The 17718-nt window shown below is 62.4% G+C and carries 14 protein-coding genes; 2 read left to right on the forward strand and 12 right to left on the reverse strand.

What is annotated here, in order from left to right:
- Positions 1 to 236: 236 nt before the first annotated feature.
- Complete coding sequence (locus tag GGU46_RS12280) at positions 237 to 1355, reverse strand: VWA domain-containing protein (protein WP_215906339.1); 1119 nt, start codon at positions 1353 to 1355, stop codon at positions 237 to 239.
- 35 nt (positions 1356 to 1390) lie between these two features.
- On the reverse strand, positions 1391 to 1942 hold the full coding sequence (locus GGU46_RS12285) for a CbrC family protein (protein WP_183403827.1): 552 nt from the start codon (positions 1940 to 1942) through the stop codon (positions 1391 to 1393).
- A 328-nt stretch (positions 1943 to 2270) separates the two neighbouring features.
- On the opposite strand from GGU46_RS12285, the gene GGU46_RS12290 reads away from it, so the two are divergent.
- A complete protein-coding gene (locus GGU46_RS12290; RefSeq protein ID WP_183403828.1) occupies positions 2271 to 4709 on the forward strand; it encodes a zinc-dependent metalloprotease in 2439 nt (812 codons plus the stop codon).
- Between the two features lie 226 nt (positions 4710 to 4935).
- Here the strand turns inward: GGU46_RS12290 and GGU46_RS12295 are convergent, their stop codons facing one another.
- The 7 genes from GGU46_RS12295 to pxpB all read right to left on the reverse strand — a co-directional run bounded on the left by GGU46_RS12295 (position 4936) and on the right by pxpB (position 11366).
- A complete protein-coding gene (locus GGU46_RS12295) occupies positions 4936 to 5298 on the reverse strand; it encodes an Imm51 family immunity protein (protein ID WP_183403829.1) in 363 nt (120 codons plus the stop codon).
- A 168-nt stretch (positions 5299 to 5466) separates the two neighbouring features.
- Complete coding sequence (locus tag GGU46_RS12300) at positions 5467 to 6024, reverse strand: peptide deformylase (protein WP_183403830.1); 558 nt, start codon at positions 6022 to 6024, stop codon at positions 5467 to 5469.
- Between the two features lie 180 nt (positions 6025 to 6204).
- Complete coding sequence (locus GGU46_RS12305) at positions 6205 to 7644, reverse strand: amidohydrolase family protein (RefSeq protein WP_183403831.1); 1440 nt, start codon at positions 7642 to 7644, stop codon at positions 6205 to 6207.
- A gap of 18 nt (positions 7645 to 7662) precedes the next feature.
- The gene (locus tag GGU46_RS12310; RefSeq protein WP_317171911.1) at positions 7663 to 8853 is read right to left on the reverse strand and encodes an NRAMP family divalent metal transporter; all 1191 of its coding nucleotides are present in this window, start codon (positions 8851 to 8853) and stop codon (positions 7663 to 7665) included.
- Positions 8850 to 9629 (reverse strand): LamB/YcsF family protein, encoded by a 780-nt coding sequence (locus GGU46_RS12315; protein WP_183403832.1) that lies wholly within the window; start codon positions 9627 to 9629, stop codon positions 8850 to 8852. The genes GGU46_RS12310 and GGU46_RS12315 overlap by 4 nt, the downstream gene beginning before the upstream one ends.
- Positions 9626 to 10633 (reverse strand): 5-oxoprolinase subunit C family protein, encoded by a 1008-nt coding sequence (locus tag GGU46_RS12320; protein WP_183403833.1) that lies wholly within the window; start codon positions 10631 to 10633, stop codon positions 9626 to 9628. The genes GGU46_RS12315 and GGU46_RS12320 overlap by 4 nt, the downstream gene beginning before the upstream one ends.
- Positions 10623 to 11366, reverse strand: a complete 744-nt coding sequence (pxpB, locus tag GGU46_RS12325) for a 5-oxoprolinase subunit PxpB (RefSeq protein WP_183403834.1) — start codon at positions 11364 to 11366, stop codon at positions 10623 to 10625. The genes GGU46_RS12320 and pxpB overlap by 11 nt, the downstream gene beginning before the upstream one ends.
- 51 nt (positions 11367 to 11417) lie before the next feature.
- On the opposite strand from pxpB, the gene GGU46_RS12330 reads away from it, so the two are divergent.
- Positions 11418 to 14024: a M1 family metallopeptidase gene (locus tag GGU46_RS12330; protein ID WP_246398991.1), complete on the forward strand. Its 2607-nt coding sequence runs from the start codon at positions 11418 to 11420 to the stop codon at positions 14022 to 14024.
- A 141-nt stretch (positions 14025 to 14165) separates the two neighbouring features.
- Here GGU46_RS12330 and GGU46_RS12335 read toward each other — a convergent pair whose 3' ends face one another.
- The 3 genes from GGU46_RS12335 to GGU46_RS12345 are packed head-to-tail and all read right to left on the reverse strand — an operon-like array spanning position 14166 to position 17650.
- Positions 14166 to 16481 (reverse strand): DUF5682 family protein, encoded by a 2316-nt coding sequence (locus GGU46_RS12335; RefSeq protein WP_183403835.1) that lies wholly within the window; start codon positions 16479 to 16481, stop codon positions 14166 to 14168.
- Positions 16482 to 16509: 28 nt separating this feature from the next.
- Complete coding sequence (locus tag GGU46_RS12340; RefSeq protein WP_215906340.1) at positions 16510 to 16992, reverse strand: DUF6985 domain-containing protein; 483 nt, start codon at positions 16990 to 16992, stop codon at positions 16510 to 16512.
- 7 nt (positions 16993 to 16999) lie between these two features.
- A complete protein-coding gene (locus GGU46_RS12345) occupies positions 17000 to 17650 on the reverse strand; it encodes an SMI1/KNR4 family protein (protein WP_183403836.1) in 651 nt (216 codons plus the stop codon).
- Between the last annotated feature and the right edge of the window lie 68 nt (positions 17651 to 17718).

Consider the following 17718-nt stretch of genomic DNA (forward strand, 5'->3'; position numbering starts at 1 on the left):
TGTCACAGTAATTGTCATGCTGAGCTTGTCGAAGCATCTCTACCGCTTCGTTGTTAGCGTGGGCGCCTCACCCCCCGGCCCCCTCTCCGGGGGAGAGGGGGAGCCGAATGACTATAGGTTAGCCAGCGGGCGAGATGCTTCGACTCCACGGACGCCAGATCAAGCATGACCCGGACCTCTAATCACGAGCCTCTAATGTCGCTTGGGTTGAGTAAGGTAGCCCTCAATCAAGCAAGCTACAATGGCGCAGCTTTCAATTCCTGACCCTGAATGGCGGCGGCCATTAGCTGCGAAAACTGGGCCGGAGTGCAGGCGAAACTCGGGATGCCCAGGGCCGCGAACTGCTCCGCCACGCGCCGGTCAAAGGAAGGAGCGCCATCGTCGGCGAGGGCGAGCAGGGCCACTACGGTTACGCCGGCTGCTTTCAGGGCAGCGGCCCGCTTTATCATTTCCCGCTCATTACCGCCCTCGTATAAGTCGCTGATGAGCACCAGAATGGTATCGGTGGGGCGGGTGATAAGCTGCTGGCAGTAAGTGAGGGCCAGGTTGATGTCGGTGCCGCCCCCGAGCTGCACCCCGAACAGCAAATCCACCGGGTCCTGCAGGTCTTCCGAGAGGTTGACCACGGCCGTATCGAAGACCACCATGTGGGTTTTCACGGCCTTGATGGACGCCAGCACTGCCCCGAACACCCCGGCGTACACCACCGAGGAGGCCATAGAGCCGCTCTGGTCCACGCAGAGCACAATTTCCTTAAGCGCCTGCCCGCGCCGCCCGTAGCCGATGAGTTTTTCCGGCACCACCGTTTTATACTCAGGCTGGTAGTGCTTGAGGTTGGCCCGGATGGTAGCGCCCCAGTTGATTTCGTGGTAGCGGGGGCGCGGGTTGCGCACGGCCCGGCTCAGGGCGCCCCGCACGGCCTGCCGTAGCGGGTTGGCCAGCTTTTGCTCCAGCTCGCGCACTACCTTCAGCACCACCTCACGGGCCGTGTGCTTCACCTTCTGGGGCATCACCCGGCTCAAGGACATGAGCGTGCCCACCAGATGCACGTCGGCCTGCACGGTGCGCAGCACTTCGGGCTCCAATAGCAGTTGGTGCAGGCCGAGCCGGTCCATGGCGTCCTGCTGCATCACGGCCACCACCGAGGAGGGGAAGTACGTGCGAATGTCGCCGAGCCAGCGGCTGACCTTGGGGGCCGAGCCGCCCAGGCCGGCTTTTCGCTCGCCGTTATGGTCGTAGAGCTGAGTCAGCACTTCATCCATGCGGCCGTAATCCGGCGACAGGGCAATTTCATTGGCGGCGTCGGCGGAGGAGCCAAGCACCAGTTTCCAGCGGGTAGCAGAGGTTGAAGACACAGCAGGGGGTAGGGAATGGGGAGCTGAAAACTACGTTAATCACAATCAATATGGAGCCGGTGCTGCCCGCAGTGGCGGCACTGGAACAAGTACCCGGTCAGGCCGCCATCAGCCGACAGGCTTTGGAGCAAAAAGTCCTCGTTGGGCCAATCCTGCAAATCAGGGCGTAGTTCCGGGAGCAGCGGCCGAATATCCTCGCCGCCCACGTAACCCAGAAACACGCACATGTCCTGGCAATGCGTCAGCCAAACGCCCTGTTGCCAGGAGTTGTAGCCGGGTGAGCGGGATACTACTTCTTCCAGGGAGGCCGCGTTGATAGGAGCCGATGCTTCGGCCGGATCAGGCGAATTGCCTTCCACAGATGCCCAGTCCTGAAATTCCGCGTCCCACTTCGCGGCCGCACTGCCGTCGGCAATGCACCACGGACACAGGTCCTCCACGTCGGCCTCGCAATAAATTGGCCCGGTATAGTTGTACGGGCGCGGCTGCTGGCAGCACTCGCAGGTAATATCCTTCTGCTCGAAGAGCCCCAGGGTGTAGGCATTGGGGTTGAACGTAAACTGCGGTAGGGCGCTGCTGGCGGACATATTAAGTAGGGGTTGCACCGCAAAATAGGCCTTAGCGTGTGGACAGTAAAGTTGTCACGCCAAATAAGCCTGTCATTCCGAGCTTGTCGAGGAATCTCGCCTGCTGACGAAGGAGTACCACTACAACATCAGCACGCGAGATTCCTCGACAAGCTCGGAATGACGTTTGGAGGAAGCAAAGATGGCGCAACGGAGCACGGCGCGGGCGGCTCCGGGTATGAGGCTGCTGAGCAGGAAAATACGCGTTCTGCCCAACGCGTGCGGTAGTCCGTGCTGAATACTGCGCATCCCTCGTTACCTTCCGCCGTCTTCACTACCTCTCCGCTGCATGAAAAAACTGTACTCGCTTCTGGTTGGCTCCCTGCTCATTAGCTCCCACTTAGTTTCGGCCCAAACCCTAGCCGAGAAAACCAAAGGCATGCAAAAGTCGCCGGGCTTTTTTCCGTTTTACTGGGATGAGAAAACGGGCCGGGTGCTGCTGGAAATCGACAAGCTCGACCAGGAAATCCTATACGTTAGCACCCTACCCAACGGGGTAGGCTCCAACGACCTGGGCCTGGACCGCGGCCAGATCGGGCAGACGCGCATCGTGAAGTTTGTCAAGAGTGGGCCCAAGGTGCTGCTGTTGCAGCCCAACTACGATTTCCGGGCCGTGAGTCCGAACGCCGAGGAGCGGCAGTCGGTGGAGAATTCCTTTGCCCAATCGGTACTGTGGGGCTTCAAGGCCGAAGCCCAGGAGGGAGGCCGGGTGCTGATTGACCTGACGCCCTTTCTGCTGCGCGACTCCCATCAGCTCGCCGACAAGCTAGAGGACCTGAAGCAGGGCACTTATAAGGCCGAGGAAAGCCGCTCGGCGGTATTTCTGCCCAACACCAAATCGTTTCCGCAGAACACCGAGTTTGAAGCCGTGGTGACGCTCACGGGCAAGGGCAAAGGCCGCGAAATCAACTCCGTGACGCCCGACCCCAGCGCCGTGACGGTGCATCTGCACCACTCTTTTATTCAGTTGCCCGACGATAAGTACAAGCCCCGGGCCTTTGATCCGCGGGCCGGCTACTTCGCCAACGAGTACATGGACTACGCCGCGCCCATCGACCAGCCCATTCAGAAGCGGCAGATTGTGCGGCACCGCCTCCAGAAGAAAGACCCCACCGCAGCGGTGAGTGAGCCGGTGGAGCCCATCGTGTACTACCTCGACCGCGGCACGCCTGAGCCCGTGCGCTCGGCCCTGCTGGAAGGGGCCGCGTGGTGGAACCAGGCGTTTGAGGCGGCCGGCTACCGCAACGCCTTCCAGGTGAAGATGCTGCCCGAGGGCGTGGACCCCATGGACATCCGCTACAACCTGATTCAGTGGATTCACCGCTCCTCCCGCGGCTGGTCGTACGGTTCCTCCATCGTAGACCCGCGCACCGGCGAAATACTTAAGGGGCAGGTGTCGCTGGGCTCGTTACGGGAGCGGCAGGACTACCTGATTGCCGAGGGGCTACTGCAGCCCTACGAGGACGGCAAGCCCGCCAGCCCCGAAATGCTGCGCGTGAGCATGGCCCGCCTGCGCCAGCTGGCCGCCCACGAGGTAGGCCACACCCTGGGCCTCTACCATAACTACGCCGCCAGCACCCGGGACCGGTCGTCGGTGATGGACTACCCCGTGCCCCGCCTCACACTCCGCCCCGATGGCACCGTGGACCTGAGCGAGGCCTACACCACCGAAATCGGCACTTGGGATAAGCGCGCCATTCTCTACGGCTACCAGGATTTTGGCCCCCAGGCCGATGAAGCCGCCGCGCTCAAGAACATCATCACCCAGACCCTCCAGGACGGCTACGTGTTCATCGCCGATGCTGACGCGCGGGCCCAGGGCGGGGCGCACCCGCTGGCTCACCTCTGGGACAACGGCACCAGCGCCGCCGACGAGCTACACCACGTTATGGATGTGCGCCGGGCCGTGCTGGACCGCTTTTCCGAAAAAGCCATTGCCCCCGGCCAGCCCATGGCTACCCTGGAAGAAGTGCTGGTGCCCATGTACCTGCTGCAGCGCTACCAGGTAGAAGCCACCTCCAAGGTGCTCGGCGGCCTCTACTACACCTACGCCGTGAAAGGCGACGGCCAGACCGTAACGCGCCTGGTAGAACCTGCCGAGCAGTGGAAAGCCTTCGATGCGCTGCTGCGCACGATTTCGCCCCGCGAGCTGGCTTTGTCGGAGGAGCTACTGACTAAGATTCCGCCCCGCCCCGTAAACTACCCGCGCACCCGCGAAACCTTCAGCGCCCGCACCGGCCTGACCTTTGACCCCACCGGCGCGGCTGAGTCGGCGGCGGCTACTACCCTGGAGTTTCTGCTGAACCCCCAGCGCGCCGCTCGCCTGGAGGAGTACCACGCCCGCCACCAGGAGCAGCCCGGCCTGGCCGCCGTGCTCGACCGGTTGGTAAAGCAAACCTGGCAGGCCAAGCCCGAAGCCGGCTACCCCGGCGAGCTGCAGCGCCTGGTAAATACGCTCACCCTGAACCGCCTGCTGACCCTGGCGGCTACCCCGCAAGCGCCCGCCGGCGTAAAAGCCGTAACCGCCATGAAAGTGGACGAGCTGAAAACCTGGCTGCAAAAAGAAGCAAAGTCGGGCAAGGACCAGAGCCGCAAAGCCACCATGTTCGCCGCCCTGCGCACCATTCAGCAGTTCGAGGAAACCCCCGAGAAGTTCCAGCCCGCCCCCGCCTTGCCCATGCCCGATGGCGCCCCCATTGGCAGCGAGGACGCCTGCGCGGGGTTTTAAGGAAGGGTAGGCTTACTCCGGCGACTATACAAGAACGTCATGCTGAGCGCAGCCGAAGCATCTCTACCGCTTCGTTGCAGAGACCTAGGCCAGTAATTAGCCAGAGGTAGAGATGCTTCGACAAGCTCAGCATGACGCTCTTTATGTGACTATAAAATTCAAGTTGCGGATTAGAGCTAGCAACTAGCTCTAATTCGCAACTTGAATTTTATTGTACTGACCCGCTCTACTCAAAAAAGTCGCCCGGGTCGGCTTGGCTGAGATACTTGTTAAGGCTGCCGAGGCCGGCGAAGATGGGGTGCACGAGGCGCAGAAACTGCTCGGTGCTGCTGCGACTGTCGGTGTAGGCGCGGAAGATGTCGCCTTCGCCGGCTAGCTCCAGGTGGTCCAGTAGCTCGGGAGCGTGTTCCTCTACAATGGTTTCGATATGCTCGGCCCAGGAGGCGCCGCTGCCGCTGAAACCGTGCTTTTCAAACACGGCGTAGTAGTCGTCCATCTCTGATAAGTCGACGACAATGCGGTATTGACGCTCCGGGGTGGCATGCTCCTGCAGGTCGTAAATGAGGAAGGGATAGTAGGGGTTGGCCATGAGGCGCAAGGTAGGGGTAGCGGCCCAAAGCAGCGGCGCCTGCCTAAAGAAACTGTCATCCTGAGCTTGCGAAGGATCGTATCACGCCTGAACGAGCCGTTGTTGCGTCTGGCGTGCTGGCGTGATACGATCCTTCGCAAGCTCAGGATGACAGATGGTTTCGCTACTTCACTCATTCACCATCTTACCACCACGCCCGTACGGGCTGTGGGCCTTGTGCTGGCGCTCAAATTCCTCGCGGGAGCAGAGCGACTTCACGTCCACCATGCGGTCCAGGGACAGGATGCCGTCGAGGTGGTCGATTTCGTGCTGGAGCAGCTCGGCCAGGTCGTCCTCGGGGCCGGCGTGGGTTTCGTGCCAGTGGCCCACTAGGTCCTGGTAGCGCACGGTTATCCACTCGTAGCGCTCTACCTGCATGAAAATGGAGAGGAAGGAGAGGCAGGCATCCCAAACCACCATTTTCTGGGGGCTGTGGCCGATGATGCTGGGGTTGATAAGCGGCCACACCGGCCGGCCCGGCAGGCGCAACAGAATCACGCGCTGCAGCTCGCCAATCTGGGGCGCGGCAATGGCCCGGCCGTAGCCCGTGGTTTCGCGCCAGTGGGCCACCGTATCCGTCAGGTCCGTGACCAGGTTGGCTATGTCGGCCGAGGTAGGGTCGGCTACGGGTTTGGCCACCGCCCGCAGGGTAGGGTGGCCAAGCTGCAGAATGTCGCGGATAGGCATGGGGAATGTGGTTGTGAGGCTAGAGCTAGTTCCCCTCCTTGGATAAGGAGGGGCTAGGGGTGGTTGAAAAACTAGAGCTAAAAAACGAAAGCCAGATTAGATACTAGTTAATATTCAGGTACATCAACCACCCCTAGCCCCTCCTTATCCAAGGAGGGGAACTAGCTTATAGCTCTAATTCTACCTGGAGTACTTGACGGCTTGCAGCATCTGGCGTAGCTCCGCGGCGCCGTACACCCGGCCGCCGGCGACTACCGTGTTTATATGGCGCAGATGGCGGATGTCTTGCAGTGGGTTTCGGTTCAGCAGCACCAGGTCAGCTTCCTTACCCGCTTGGATGGTGCCGGAGAGTTGATCGGCGTTGAGGAAGCGGGCCCCGTTGATGGTAGCGGCCTGCAGGGCCTGGGCTGGGATAAGGCCGGCCTGGACCAGCAGCTCCAACTCGCCCAGCAGGGAGGTGCCGGGGTACACGTAGGAGTTAGAAGCCCCCGCGTCGGAGCCGGCCAGCAGCGTGACGCCGGCTTGCTGCAGGGCGGGCACCAGGGTCATGAACTTGGCCGATAGCTGCTGGTTGAAGGCGCGGGTAGCAGCCGACTGAGCCCGGGCCCCGGCCAAGCGGCGGGCGTAGGTAGCCTGAATTCTGGGGTCGATGTAGGCCAGCAGCGTGTCGCGGGAGTGGTCGGTAGTGGGCAGCTCGGCCAGCAGCTTCTGGATGTAGAGCGTGGGCACGACGGCGGTTTTGTTTTTAGCCAGGGTCTGATAGAGGCGGGCGGCCGTTGCCGCGTCGTAGGTGCGGTAAATGGCGGGTAGCACCGCGAATAGGCCCAGGGGCCGGGCCGTTCCAAGGCTACGCTGCACGGCCTGGGTGATGCTGTCTTCCTTGGCGGAGCAGCCCTTGAATACGTAGTACAAGTGCTCGGAGGCATCCAGGCCGCGCGCCGAGGCCTCGCGCAGGGTAGCGGTGTAGGGCATGTGGCCGGTGGTGAGCATGCCGCGCTTTTCGGCCGCCGTAATCGTGCTGAGGAAGACTTCGCGCGAAATGGTGCTTTCGTAAAGCTTCACGTAATCGACTTTTAGCCGCTGCAAGGAGTCGAGAGCCTTATCAATCTGCGCTTGATTTTCTACCTCTAGCGAGCCGGCCCAAAACGCCTTCGGCCCGTCGATTTTGGGGCCCGAGGTGTAGATGGTAGGCCCCGCCAGTTTCCCGGCCCGGATCTGCTTACGCCATTCAAAAATGGCGGGCGTCAGGTCGCCGCCCGCGTCGCGCACGGTGGTAATGCCGTGGGCCAGGTAGAGGGGGAGCAGGTTGCGGTTGGCCGCGGCCAGCGAGTCGCCGCCCCGAAAGTGGACGTGCATGTCCCAGAGGCCAGGAATCAGGTACTTACCCTGTGCATCGAGGGTGCGCTTAGCAGCAGGCGGTTGAGCACCGGGCAGGCTTATCTGATGTATCAAGCCCGCAGAAATAACCAGCGTCCGATCAGCAAGCACCCGGCCGGTTTCCACATCCACTACGTTGGCGTGGGTGATAACCAGGTCGTAAGCCGGTTGGGTCGGGCGGCCGGCGCAGCCCGCGGCCAGCAGGGGCAGGGTTGCGGCCAGCAGGCGGGGTAGGAGTTTCATGAGGCCCATTTTCTAGTGTTATTTCCCTAGCTGCGCTACCTGCTCTAGCAGTACGGCGCCGCTCATACACGTCATCAGCAGCACGACCAGCACCCCGAATACCGTCAGGGCCAGGGGGTGGCGGTAGCTTCCTACCACGCTGGGGCGGTAGGCGGCCACGAGCAGGGTACCCAGAGTGATGGGCAGAATAAAGCCGTTCAGGGCCCCAGCCCAGACCAGCACGCTCACTGGCTTGCCTACCCCCACAAATACCAGAGTCGAGAAAACGATGAACCCAATAATCCAGCGGTTTTCGTGGGTGGCAATACCGGGCCGCATCGACTTGAGAAAGGAAACCGACGTGTAGGCCGAGCCAATAATGGAGGTAATGGCTGCCGCGAACATCACCACCCCAAACAGCTTATAGCCCACGGAGCCGGCGGCCAGCTGAAACACCGAAGCCGTAGGGTTGCCCTCCTCAATGGCCAGGCCGCGGGCCACTACCCCCAGCGTAGCCAGAAACAGCAGCACCCGAATCAGGGAGGCCACCGACACGCCCATAATGGCGCTGCGCGACACCTCGAGCAGGGCCGCCGGGCCTTTTATGCCGGCATCCAGCAGGCGGTGCCCGCCGGAAAAGGTGATGTAGCCGCCCACCGTGCCGCCCACTAGGGTAATAATGGCCCGGTAGTCGATAGCAGCGGGAACAACGGTGCGCAGAGCGGCTTCGGCTACCGGCGGTTGGGTAACCACGGCCACGTAGATAATGGCCAGAATCATGACTAGCCCCATGAGCTGGGCAAACCGATCCATGAGCGGGCCGGCCTCGCGCACCAGAAAAACAGCAATAGCTAGGCCCGCCGCTAGCACCGCGCACCACGTCACCGGCAGGCCCGTAAGCACCTCCAGCCCTAGGCCCGCCCCGCCCACGTTCCCAATGTTGAAGGCCAATCCGCCCAGCACAATCAGCAGGGAAATAAAGCCGCCCAGCCCCGGTAGCACGCGGTTAGCAATATCCGGGGCGCGCAGCTCCGACACGGCAATAACCCGCCAGATGTTGAGCTGCACGCCAATATCAATCAGAATAGAGGTCAGGATAACGAAGCCGAAGCTGGCGCCCAATGACTGGGTAAAAACAGTGGTTTGGGTCAGAAAGCCCGGCCCTACGGCCGAGGTAGCCATCAGAAAGGCGGCGCCCAGCAGCACGCCCCAGTTGCGGGCCGGCCTCACGCGGAAACCGGCTGATGGGTGCGCACGGCAATGCCTTCCTGCTTTAGCCGCGCCCGAATCTGTTGGGCAAACGCCAGGGCGTGAGCACCGTCGCCGTGCAAACACACGGTGTCGGCCTGAATGGCCACATCCTCCCCAGATTGAGCGCGCACTCGCCCGTCCTTTACCATGCGGACCACTTGGCTGATGGCCTTATCGGCGTCCGTAATTAGGGCGTCGGGCTGGCGGCGGGGCGTGAGCGTGCCATTGGGCTGGTAGGTACGGTCGGCAAACACCTCGTGGGCGGTAGCCAGGCCCAGCTTTTGACCGGCACTGATGAGGGCGCTGCCAGCCAGCCCGTAGAGGCAGGCTTCGGGGTGCACGCGGTACACGGCTTCCGCCAGGGCCTCAGCCAGAGCGAGGTTTACGGCGGCCATGTTGTAGAGGGCGCCGTGGGGTTTTACGTGGTGCACTATGCCGCCCTCAGCCCGCACGAAAGCCGCCAGTGCGCCGAGCTGGTACACCGTCATGTCGTAGGCTTCTTCGGGCGAAATGGCCATTTCGCGCCGACCGAAGCCTACCAGGTCGGGCAGGCCGGGGTGGGCCCCAATGGCTACCCCGTGTTGCAGGGCCAGGCGCACGGTGCGCTTCATCACGGCCGGGTCGCCGGCGTGGTAACCGCAGGCAATGTTGGCAGAAGTTACGAAAGGTAGAATGGCTTCGTCGTGGCCCAGGGGGTAGGCGCCGAAGCTTTCCCCCATGTCACAGTTCAGGTCGACGGCGTAGGGTTGGTTCATCGATAGTGGAAAAGGGCGAGGCCCCGTTGGAGTTGCTGAAGGGTTTTTTCCTGGTGCAGGTACCAGTAGTGCGCTTCCGCGAGGCTGACCTCCTGAAAGCGCAGCCTACCCCCCGGCGGCACCTGAGCAAGGCGGGAAAAGTCGGCGGTGATGACCTGCCCGATGCGGGGGTAGCCGCCGGTGGTCTGATGGTCGGCCAGCAAGACGATGGGCGCGCCGGAAGCGGGTACCTGCACGGTGCCGAATGTAACGGCTGAGGAGAGAATTTCCTGCTCGGCGCGGCGCTGCAGTTCCGGCTCGGCCAGCCGGTAGCCCATGCGGTCCGATTGCGGCGTCACGGTAAACTCTTCCTCCCAGAAAGCCCGCTGGCTGACCACCGTGAACAGGTCGTACTCCGGCCCTCGCAGGACCCGAATAACCGGCTCTGCTGTCGGCAAGGGCGTCAGCGCGGGCTCAGGAAACCAGGATGTGGCCACCCAGCGCGGGCCGGATTGTGGCCTGAGCAGCAGCTGATGCAGGCGCTGCCCGGCGGGCGTCGGGCCGGGGGCGGGCAGTACGTCACCGGCCCGCAGGGCCCGCCCTTCCAGGCCGCCGATGCCAGCTCGCAGGTAAGTCGATTGGCTGCCCAGCACCGCTGGCACCGCCAGTCCCCCGGAAAAAGCCAGGTAGGCCCGGCAGCCCGTGCGGGCCGGCCCGAAGGCCAACTCACTGCCGCGCCGCACGGCTACGGGCCGGTTGAGGGGTAGGGACTCGCCGTCGAGAGTAGCGGATAAATCGGCGCCGGTCAGGGCCAGCAGGTGGTCGGCTTCAAACCGAAGGGTAGGCCCCAGCAAGGTAATTTCCAGGCCGGCCACTTCGGGCGAATTTCCTACCAGCAGGTTGGCTACGCGCAGGGCCAGGGCGTCCATGGGGCCGCTGACAATCACGCCCGCCTGCCGGTAGCCCCGGCGGCCGCCATCCTGAATGGTAGTGAGCAAACCCGGCCGAAGAACGCTACAACTCATGTTCCTGCAGGTGTTGGTATTCAGCTTCGGAAATGGGCACGAACCGCAGCCGCTGGCCCGCCCGCAGCAAGCTCGGCGACGCGGCCTCGGGCGTGAACAGGCGGCGCGGCGTACGCCCAATCAGCTGCCAGCCGCCCGGCGTGGGTAGGGAGTAGATGCCCGTCTGGCGGCCGGCAATACCCACGGAGCCTGCCGGAACCAACGGCCGGGGCTGGGTTTTGCGCGGGGCAGTGAGCCGTTCATTCATCCCACCCAGGTAGGGAAAGCCCGGCGCAAACCCAATCATGTACACCAAGTACTCGGGTTCAGTATGCAGGCGAATAACTTCCTCCGCCGCAAGGCCAGTGTAGCGGCTTAGCAGGTCCAGATCAGGCCCAAAGGCGCCGCCGTAACACACCGGAATTTCTACCACCGGCACCGCATCAGGAGCCGGCAGTTCGGGCACCTGTTGCAGCAGCTGCCGGAGCGACTCTGAAACGCAGTGGTAAGGGTCTTGCTGGCCGGCCTGGCTCGCCACCCACGGGTTGTAGTACACGGTGAGGGTAGTGAAGGCCGGCACGTATTCGAGAAACCCCGGAAACGGGTGCGCGTCGAGGCAGGCCGCCACGGCCTGGATGGTGCGGTGCGTAGCCTCGCTGATACCCTCGCCGAATTGCAGCACCACGGCCGCGTCGCCGAGGGGGTAGAGCTGAACCGGCGTGGGGCCGAAGGGTGAGGGTAGGAGCTGGTCCATCGGAGGGTTTGCGTTACCTTGGGTGTTCGACCTGATGGAATTTCTCTCTGAATGAAGCTTCAATATAGTACTGGCGCGCGCCGCAGCATGTTTCTGTTGGCCCTGGGCCTGGTAGCCTGCTCTAAAAAACTCGTGGTTTCCAATTCTGCTACCCCCGCCGCAACTGCGGTAGCCGTGGTGCCCGGCGTCAGTCAGGAGCTGGCCCATGACCGCGCCCGCCGCCTTTCCCGCCTGGGCTACGACCTGCATCTGTTCGTGCCGTCGCGCAAGGAGCAGCCCGTTGCCGCCACCGAAACTGTCCGCTTTCACCTCACGGAGGCCAGCCAGCCCGTGCAGCTCGATTTCAAGGAGCAACCCGACCACCTAAAAAGCCTGACGGTGAATGGTAAACCCACGGCAATTGACTTCCGGCAGGAGCACCTGGTGCTACCCTCCGCTAGCCTGCAAACCGGCCCCAATGAGGTGAAGATTGAGTTTACGGCCGGCAACCAGAGCCTCAACCGCAACGAGGACTTCCTGTATACCCTGCTGGTGCCCGACCGCGCCCGCACCGTGTTTCCGGTCTTCGACCAGCCTAATCTGAAAGCGTCCTTTCAGCTCACGCTCACGATGTCGCCCGAGTGGCAGGCCCTGGCCAACGGCCCCCTGCTGGGCTCTACCGCCACGGCCACGAGCAAAACCCTGCGCTTTGCACCTTCCGACACCATCAGTACCTACCTGTTCTCGTTTGCGGCGGGTAAGTTTGAGCGGGTTGCGCGCACGATGGGGGGTAGGGAGATGCAGTTTCTGCACCGGGAAACCGACCAGGACAAGGTGCGGCTAAGCCTGGACCCCATCTTTCAGATTCATGCCGACGCGCTGCAGTTTCTGGAGCAGTACACCGTTATTCCGTATCCGTTCCGCAAGTTCGATTTCGTGGCCCTGCCCGACTTCCAGTACGGGGGCATGGAGCACGTGGGCGCCATCGACTACAAAGCCAGCACCTTGTTTCTGGACGAAGGCACCACCCAAGACCAGAAAATAGCCCGTTCCAACCTCATTGCCCACGAAACCGCGCACATGTGGTTCGGGGATTTAGTGACCATGCAGTGGTTTAACGACGTGTGGATGAAGGAGGTGTTTGCCAACTTCATGGCCGATAAAATCACCCAGGTAGCTGTAGCCAATTCCAACTACGACCTCAAATTCGTCATCGACCACTACCCCGCCGCCTACGGCGTGGACCGCACCACCGGGGCCAACCCCATCCGCCAGGACCTGGAAAACCTGAAAGATGCCGGCTCGCTCTACGGCAACATCATCTACCACAAGGCGCCCATTATGATGCGCCAACTGGAGCGGCTGATGGGTGAGGAGCCTTTCCGGCAGGGCCTGCAGGAGTACCTGCGGAAGTACAGCTTCGGCAACGCCACCTGGCCCGACCTCATCCAGATCCTCGACGAGCGCACCCCCGCCGACCTACAGGCTTGGAACCAGGTGTGGGTAAACCAGCCCGGCCGCCCCATCTTCGACTATCAGCTGCAAACCAAGGACGGTAGCACCGAGGTGGTCATCACCCAGCAAGCCGAGGACAAATCGGACCGGCTGTGGCCGCAGTTGTTTGAGGTGCTGCTGGTGTACCCCGATGGCCGCACCAAGGAGGTGGCCGTGAACATGAACCAGCGCCAGGTGGTGCTACCCCCGGCGGAAGGCAAAGCCGCCCCTGCTTTTATGTTGTTCAACTCTAGTGGCCTGGGCTACGGGGTTTTTCCAATTGACAAACAGCTCACTAGCAACCTGGGCAAGTTGCAGAACCCCGTGGCGCGGGCTGCCGCCTACGTAAACCTCTACGAGAATATGCTTGTGGGCCGCAGCCTCTCGCCGCGCCAGTTGCTGGAGGTGTACCGCCGGACGCTGCCCCAGGAGAAGGAGGAATTGAACATCAAGCTGCTAACGGGCCAGCTGACTGATATATATTGGAAATTGCTAAAGCCCGCGGAGCGCCTGGCTTTGGCCCCGACTTTGGAGAAAGAACTGTGGCAAGCCATGCAGCAAAATCCGGCCGCCAACTCCAAGAAGCTGCTGTTCAAAGCCTATCAGTCGGTGGCCCTGACCAAGGACGCGCAAACGCGCCTCTACCAGATCTGGGACCAGCAGCAGGCCCCCGCGGGCCTTAAGCTCACTGAAGACGACTACACCGCCCTGGCCCTCGCCCTGGCCGTGCGCGATTACCCCGCTGCTACTCCCATTCTGCCACATCAACTCACCCGCATCCAGAATCCCGACCGCAAAAAACGCATGGAGTTCCTGATGCCGGCCCTCTCGCCCGACGTGCAGACCCGCGACGCCTTCTTTGCCTCGCTCAGTGAGGAGAAAAACCGGGAAAAGGAAGCTTGGGTCACCTCGGCGCTGGCCTACCTGCACCACCCGCTGCGAGCCGCAACCTCCGAGAAGTACCTGCCCCAAAGTCTGGCTTTACTCGAAGAAATTCAGCAAACCGGCGACATTTTCTTTCCGGCCTCCTGGCTGCAGGCGACACTGGGTTCCTACCAAACGCCCACCGCCGCCCGTACCGTCCGCGACTTCCTGGCTGCCCACCCGAACTACAACTCTAAACTGCGTGCCAAGCTGCTGCAAGCTGCCGATGATGTATTTCGGGCCGAAAAGCTGGTGTTGTAGGAACCTCACCCCCCGCCCCCTCTCCTCAGGGAGAGGGGGAGCCTAACGATTCTTATTTGGTCGATTTCGTTAGGCTAAGGCAGTAGCCGTTGTAACATCAGGCTCCCCTCTCCCTGAGGAGAGGGGGGCTGGGGGGTGAGGTTACACCCCCAGCAACTCCCGTAGCACGGGTAGCACCCGTAGCCCACGCTCCAGGTCAAACTCCGCTTCCGGGGCCGCCGTAGCGGTGGGGCCGCCGTTGGCCAGCGCCAGCACCTGCTGGCGCTCTGGCTGGCTGAAATCGGCGAAGGAGCGCCGCAGCAAGGGCACAATTTCCTGGAAAACGGTTTCCTCCAGCCCCGACAGCCACCCATCGAGCAGGTCGAAGAGGGCGCGGTTATGGATGAGCAGCAGCCCGCTACCCCGCAGAAAGCCTTCAACCCAAGCAGTGGCATAGTCGGTAGATTGGGCCGGGGCCAGGGCCAGGCCTAACAGGGTCGCTGTGTCTTCGGGGCCGAGTTGCTGGATGTCGAAAAGCAGGCGGGTAGCCACACCGGCCAGTAGGCCACTGCTGGCCGGCTGGCGCGCAATGAGGTGCAGGGCGGCGTACCAATGGGCTTGCTGATCCTCTTCGGGTAGGAGCCGGATGGCTTGGTGGGCTGCCTCTATGCGTTCCAGCAACTGACTGGCGGCATTCCGGTCGAGGCCGGTGCAGGCTAGGGGCAGGGAGATGCACAGGCGCGGCACCAGGTGGTGGACTACCTGGCCTACCTGGGCGCTTTCGGTGCGGCGCACGTTGCCGTAGCGCAGTACGTTTACCAGTGGGGGCAGGGCCGTGAGCAGGTGGGCCACGTCGCGGGTGCCGGCGCTCAGGGTTTCCAGGCGGGCGACCAGGCCGGGCAGGGCGGGCGCTAGGTCAGCGTGCAGGGCCTCTTCCAGTAACTGACTGATCTGGCCCAGGTCGGTGGCTTGGTGGGCGCGGTGGTGGGCTGCACCGCTGGCGGCGCTCAGGATGGTGTTACCCCAACGGCCGGCTTCCAGCACGCTCAGCACCATTTCGGGGCGCCACTGCAGCTCCCATACCTCATGGAACGTGCCGCTTTTGCCCTGTACCCGCTGCGGCTCGCCCCACCGGATTTTCAGCAGCTGCAGGCGGTGGAGCAGGTGGCTGCGGCTCAGGTCAAGGTCTTTGCGCAGATCGAGGGTCAGCGTTTTGTAGGTGGCTTCTGGCTTGAGGCGGAGGGCTTTTTGCTGCAGAGCCAGGTCCTGCTGCAGGGGCGAGGCAGGCAGCTCCGCGGGTACTTCGCCCAGGGCTTCGCCAATTACCAGCTGCTGATGTACTAGGTCTAAGGCCTCAGCGTAGCCCCCTCCAAAAATGCTCACGGCAGCTTCTTCCAGCTCCTCAATGCCGGGTAGGGCCAGTCCGCGCACGGCAGCCAGGGCTTCGGCCAGGCGCACGCCCTCAATGGCGTGGGCCGAGGAAGCATCAATCTGCTGGGCCCGTAGCAAGTGGGCGGCCCGCACCATCCAGTGCGTGACCACCCGCTCGTGGGGCTCCTGAAACAACAGCTCGTACCAGGCCGGCGACAACACCCCCGCCCCGTAGCCCGACTGCCGGGCCAGGCGCTCGTAGGTCCAGGGTACCCAGGTAGCTTCGGTGGGCGCTTTCTTCAGGCCTTTGAGGCGGGCTTTGTCGTCTTTGGCGTAGGTAGGCAGCTCTTCGGCCCGTAGCACCGGCGCGTGCCAGGCCCCGCACACCACCGCCACCCGCTGGTAGCCCTGCTTGAGGGTAGCGCGCAGGGTTTCGCGCATATAGGCTTCCCGCAGCAATGTTTCCTCCGATTCGGGTTGGGCCAACTCCTCGCGCAGGGCCGTCATCATCTGCAGTACTACCTCAAACGTATCGGCGTGGCCGGCGCTGTGCTCGATACGGGCTTCCCACCACCGCTCCCCGTCGGTGTAGCCATCGAGGCGGGCGAGGTGGGCAATAGGGTCGAGGTGCAGGGGAGCTTCTTCGGGGGCCGGAGTTTCGGTTGCTTCAGGGTTTGTAGCAGGAGCTTCCGCTTCCGTTGGCGCGGCATCTGGGGTAGGAAAAAGAGTTGTTTCAGCGGCTACTTCAGCAGGGGGCAGCGGCTCGTGCTCTACGGCATCCGGGAGGGCGAAGCGTAGCGTCATCGGCAGATCAAAGCAGCGCAGGTGGGCGCCGTGCTGCTGGCACCACTGCGCTGCCTGCCACTCCGGCGAGAAATAGGCGAAAGGCAGAAACGTGGCCTGGGCGTGCTGCTTGGGGTTGTAGATGAGTAGGGCTACCGGCGGCTTCAGCTCCGGGTTAGAAGCCAGCGCCAGGGCCTTTTCCCCGTCGGCGGGGCACTCCAGCAGTACTATGTCAGGCTGGTAGTCGTCCAGAGCTTTGAGCAGGGAAGCAGTGCTGCCGGGACCGTGGTGGCGGATGCCGAAGAGGCGAAGTTCGGAAGGCATAAGGGGGTAGGAGGACAGTAGAGAAGACTCAGGTTTCGGCAATGCCGCCCATTTCGGTCAGCTCGTTTGCTTCAAACTTGATTTCCAGCCCGTGTTCCGTATCAAGGCCGTAGCGAATGGACAAGCGGAGCGTTTGCCCTTCCGTGATGCGGAGGTAGGCCACGTCCTGCAAATAAGCAAAATGCTCTTCGGGCGTGCGCAGATGCAGCGCCGGAGCCCCCGACTGGGCTGGGTCCTCGTAGTGCGAAGCATACAGCTCCTGGTAGCGCGCAAAGGTCTGCTGCTGCAGGTCGGGGAGCAGGCGCGGCGCATCCGCTACGAAGGCCTGAAACGTAGCTGCGTACTCGTCGAGCTGCGCCGGGGAAAGGTCGTATTCCTCGTCTTCCTCAAACAGCTCCTCGCCTAAGAATACCTCTATGGGTTGTTCAAAGCCAGGCAGTATAAACTTCTTTTGCGGTGCCATGCCGGCCCAGCTTTCCTCCACCGTTCCCCAGAATGGATGCGTTAGCATAGATAGGTTAGTTATAAGCCGAGGCTGGTAGCACACCTTGCCACCGCGGCGCGTGGTGCCAGTTTACCACGTCAATGCTTTCCGCCGCAGCCAGAAACTCGTTGCCGTCTGCCAGGGCGTCGGGGTCTAGAATGTAGCGCCCTTGCTCTAGATCTTCAGCAAATTGGGCGAGCAGGGCCTCAACAGATTCAGCCACCTGAAAAACGGATTCGTTTTCCTCATCCACAAAAATAATCTGCCCGTAGCGGCCTGCCGGGGTAGGGTCAAGGTCCACGCACAGCCAGGTATGGGAGCCGTCGAAGCCTAGTTGAAGCCAGTAAGGATTCAACACGTTATCGGCTTTTACCGAGGCCTGCGCATACACCGGCGGACATAGTTCTGGGTCTTGAGCGCGACTCTGAAACGCAGTTGCTACCCCCGCCAGGGGGATAAAGCTCAGGCTGTAGAACAGGCTGCCGAAGTTATCTGCGTCTTCATCCAGCCCGTTCCGCCAGCGGTACAGGGCCTTGTAGTCCTCAGGAAGGGGCTTGCCAACGGCAGCCTCTAGGCCACTCAATTCACTTTCAGTTGCACCCGGGTTCAGCGACTCGGTCAGAATCCGGGGGGCGTGGGCTGAGAGCCAGGTTTCTATGCGGCGGATGGAGTCAGATGAACTCATGAGGTAGGGAAAGAGTTGGCCGGGCTACCGGTTTTCAGTCAGGCAAGTGGAATGAGGGTAGGCCGCGC

The sequence above is a fragment of the Hymenobacter latericoloratus genome, assembly GCF_014199535.1.
GTDB lineage: Bacteria > Bacteroidota > Bacteroidia > Cytophagales > Hymenobacteraceae > Hymenobacter > Hymenobacter latericoloratus.

Excerpts from the sequence above, each read along its gene's own strand:
- GGU46_RS12285 (WP_183403827.1), bottom strand. The coding sequence starts at position 1,942 with ATGTCCGCCAGCAGCGCCCTACCGCAGTTTACGTTCAACCCCAATGCC.
- GGU46_RS12290 (WP_183403828.1), top strand. The coding sequence starts at position 2,271 with ATGAAAAAACTGTACTCGCTTCTGGTTGGCTCCCTGCTCATTAGCTCC.
- GGU46_RS12295 (WP_183403829.1), bottom strand. The coding sequence starts at position 5,298 with ATGGCCAACCCCTACTATCCCTTCCTCATTTACGACCTGCAGGAGCAT.
- GGU46_RS12300 (WP_183403830.1), bottom strand. The coding sequence starts at position 6,024 with ATGCCTATCCGCGACATTCTGCAGCTTGGCCACCCTACCCTGCGGGCG.
- GGU46_RS12305 (WP_183403831.1), bottom strand. The coding sequence starts at position 7,644 with ATGAAACTCCTACCCCGCCTGCTGGCCGCAACCCTGCCCCTGCTGGCC.
- GGU46_RS12315 (WP_183403832.1), bottom strand. The coding sequence starts at position 9,629 with ATGAACCAACCCTACGCCGTCGACCTGAACTGTGACATGGGGGAAAGC.
- GGU46_RS12320 (WP_183403833.1), bottom strand. The coding sequence starts at position 10,633 with ATGAGTTGTAGCGTTCTTCGGCCGGGTTTGCTCACTACCATTCAGGAT.
- pxpB (WP_183403834.1), bottom strand. The coding sequence starts at position 11,366 with ATGGACCAGCTCCTACCCTCACCCTTCGGCCCCACGCCGGTTCAGCTC.
- GGU46_RS12330 (WP_246398991.1), top strand. The coding sequence starts at position 11,418 with ATGAAGCTTCAATATAGTACTGGCGCGCGCCGCAGCATGTTTCTGTTG.
- GGU46_RS12335 (WP_183403835.1), bottom strand. The coding sequence starts at position 16,481 with ATGCCTTCCGAACTTCGCCTCTTCGGCATCCGCCACCACGGTCCCGGC.
- GGU46_RS12340 (WP_215906340.1), bottom strand. The coding sequence starts at position 16,992 with ATGCTAACGCATCCATTCTGGGGAACGGTGGAGGAAAGCTGGGCCGGC.
- GGU46_RS12345 (WP_183403836.1), bottom strand. The coding sequence starts at position 17,650 with ATGAGTTCATCTGACTCCATCCGCCGCATAGAAACCTGGCTCTCAGCC.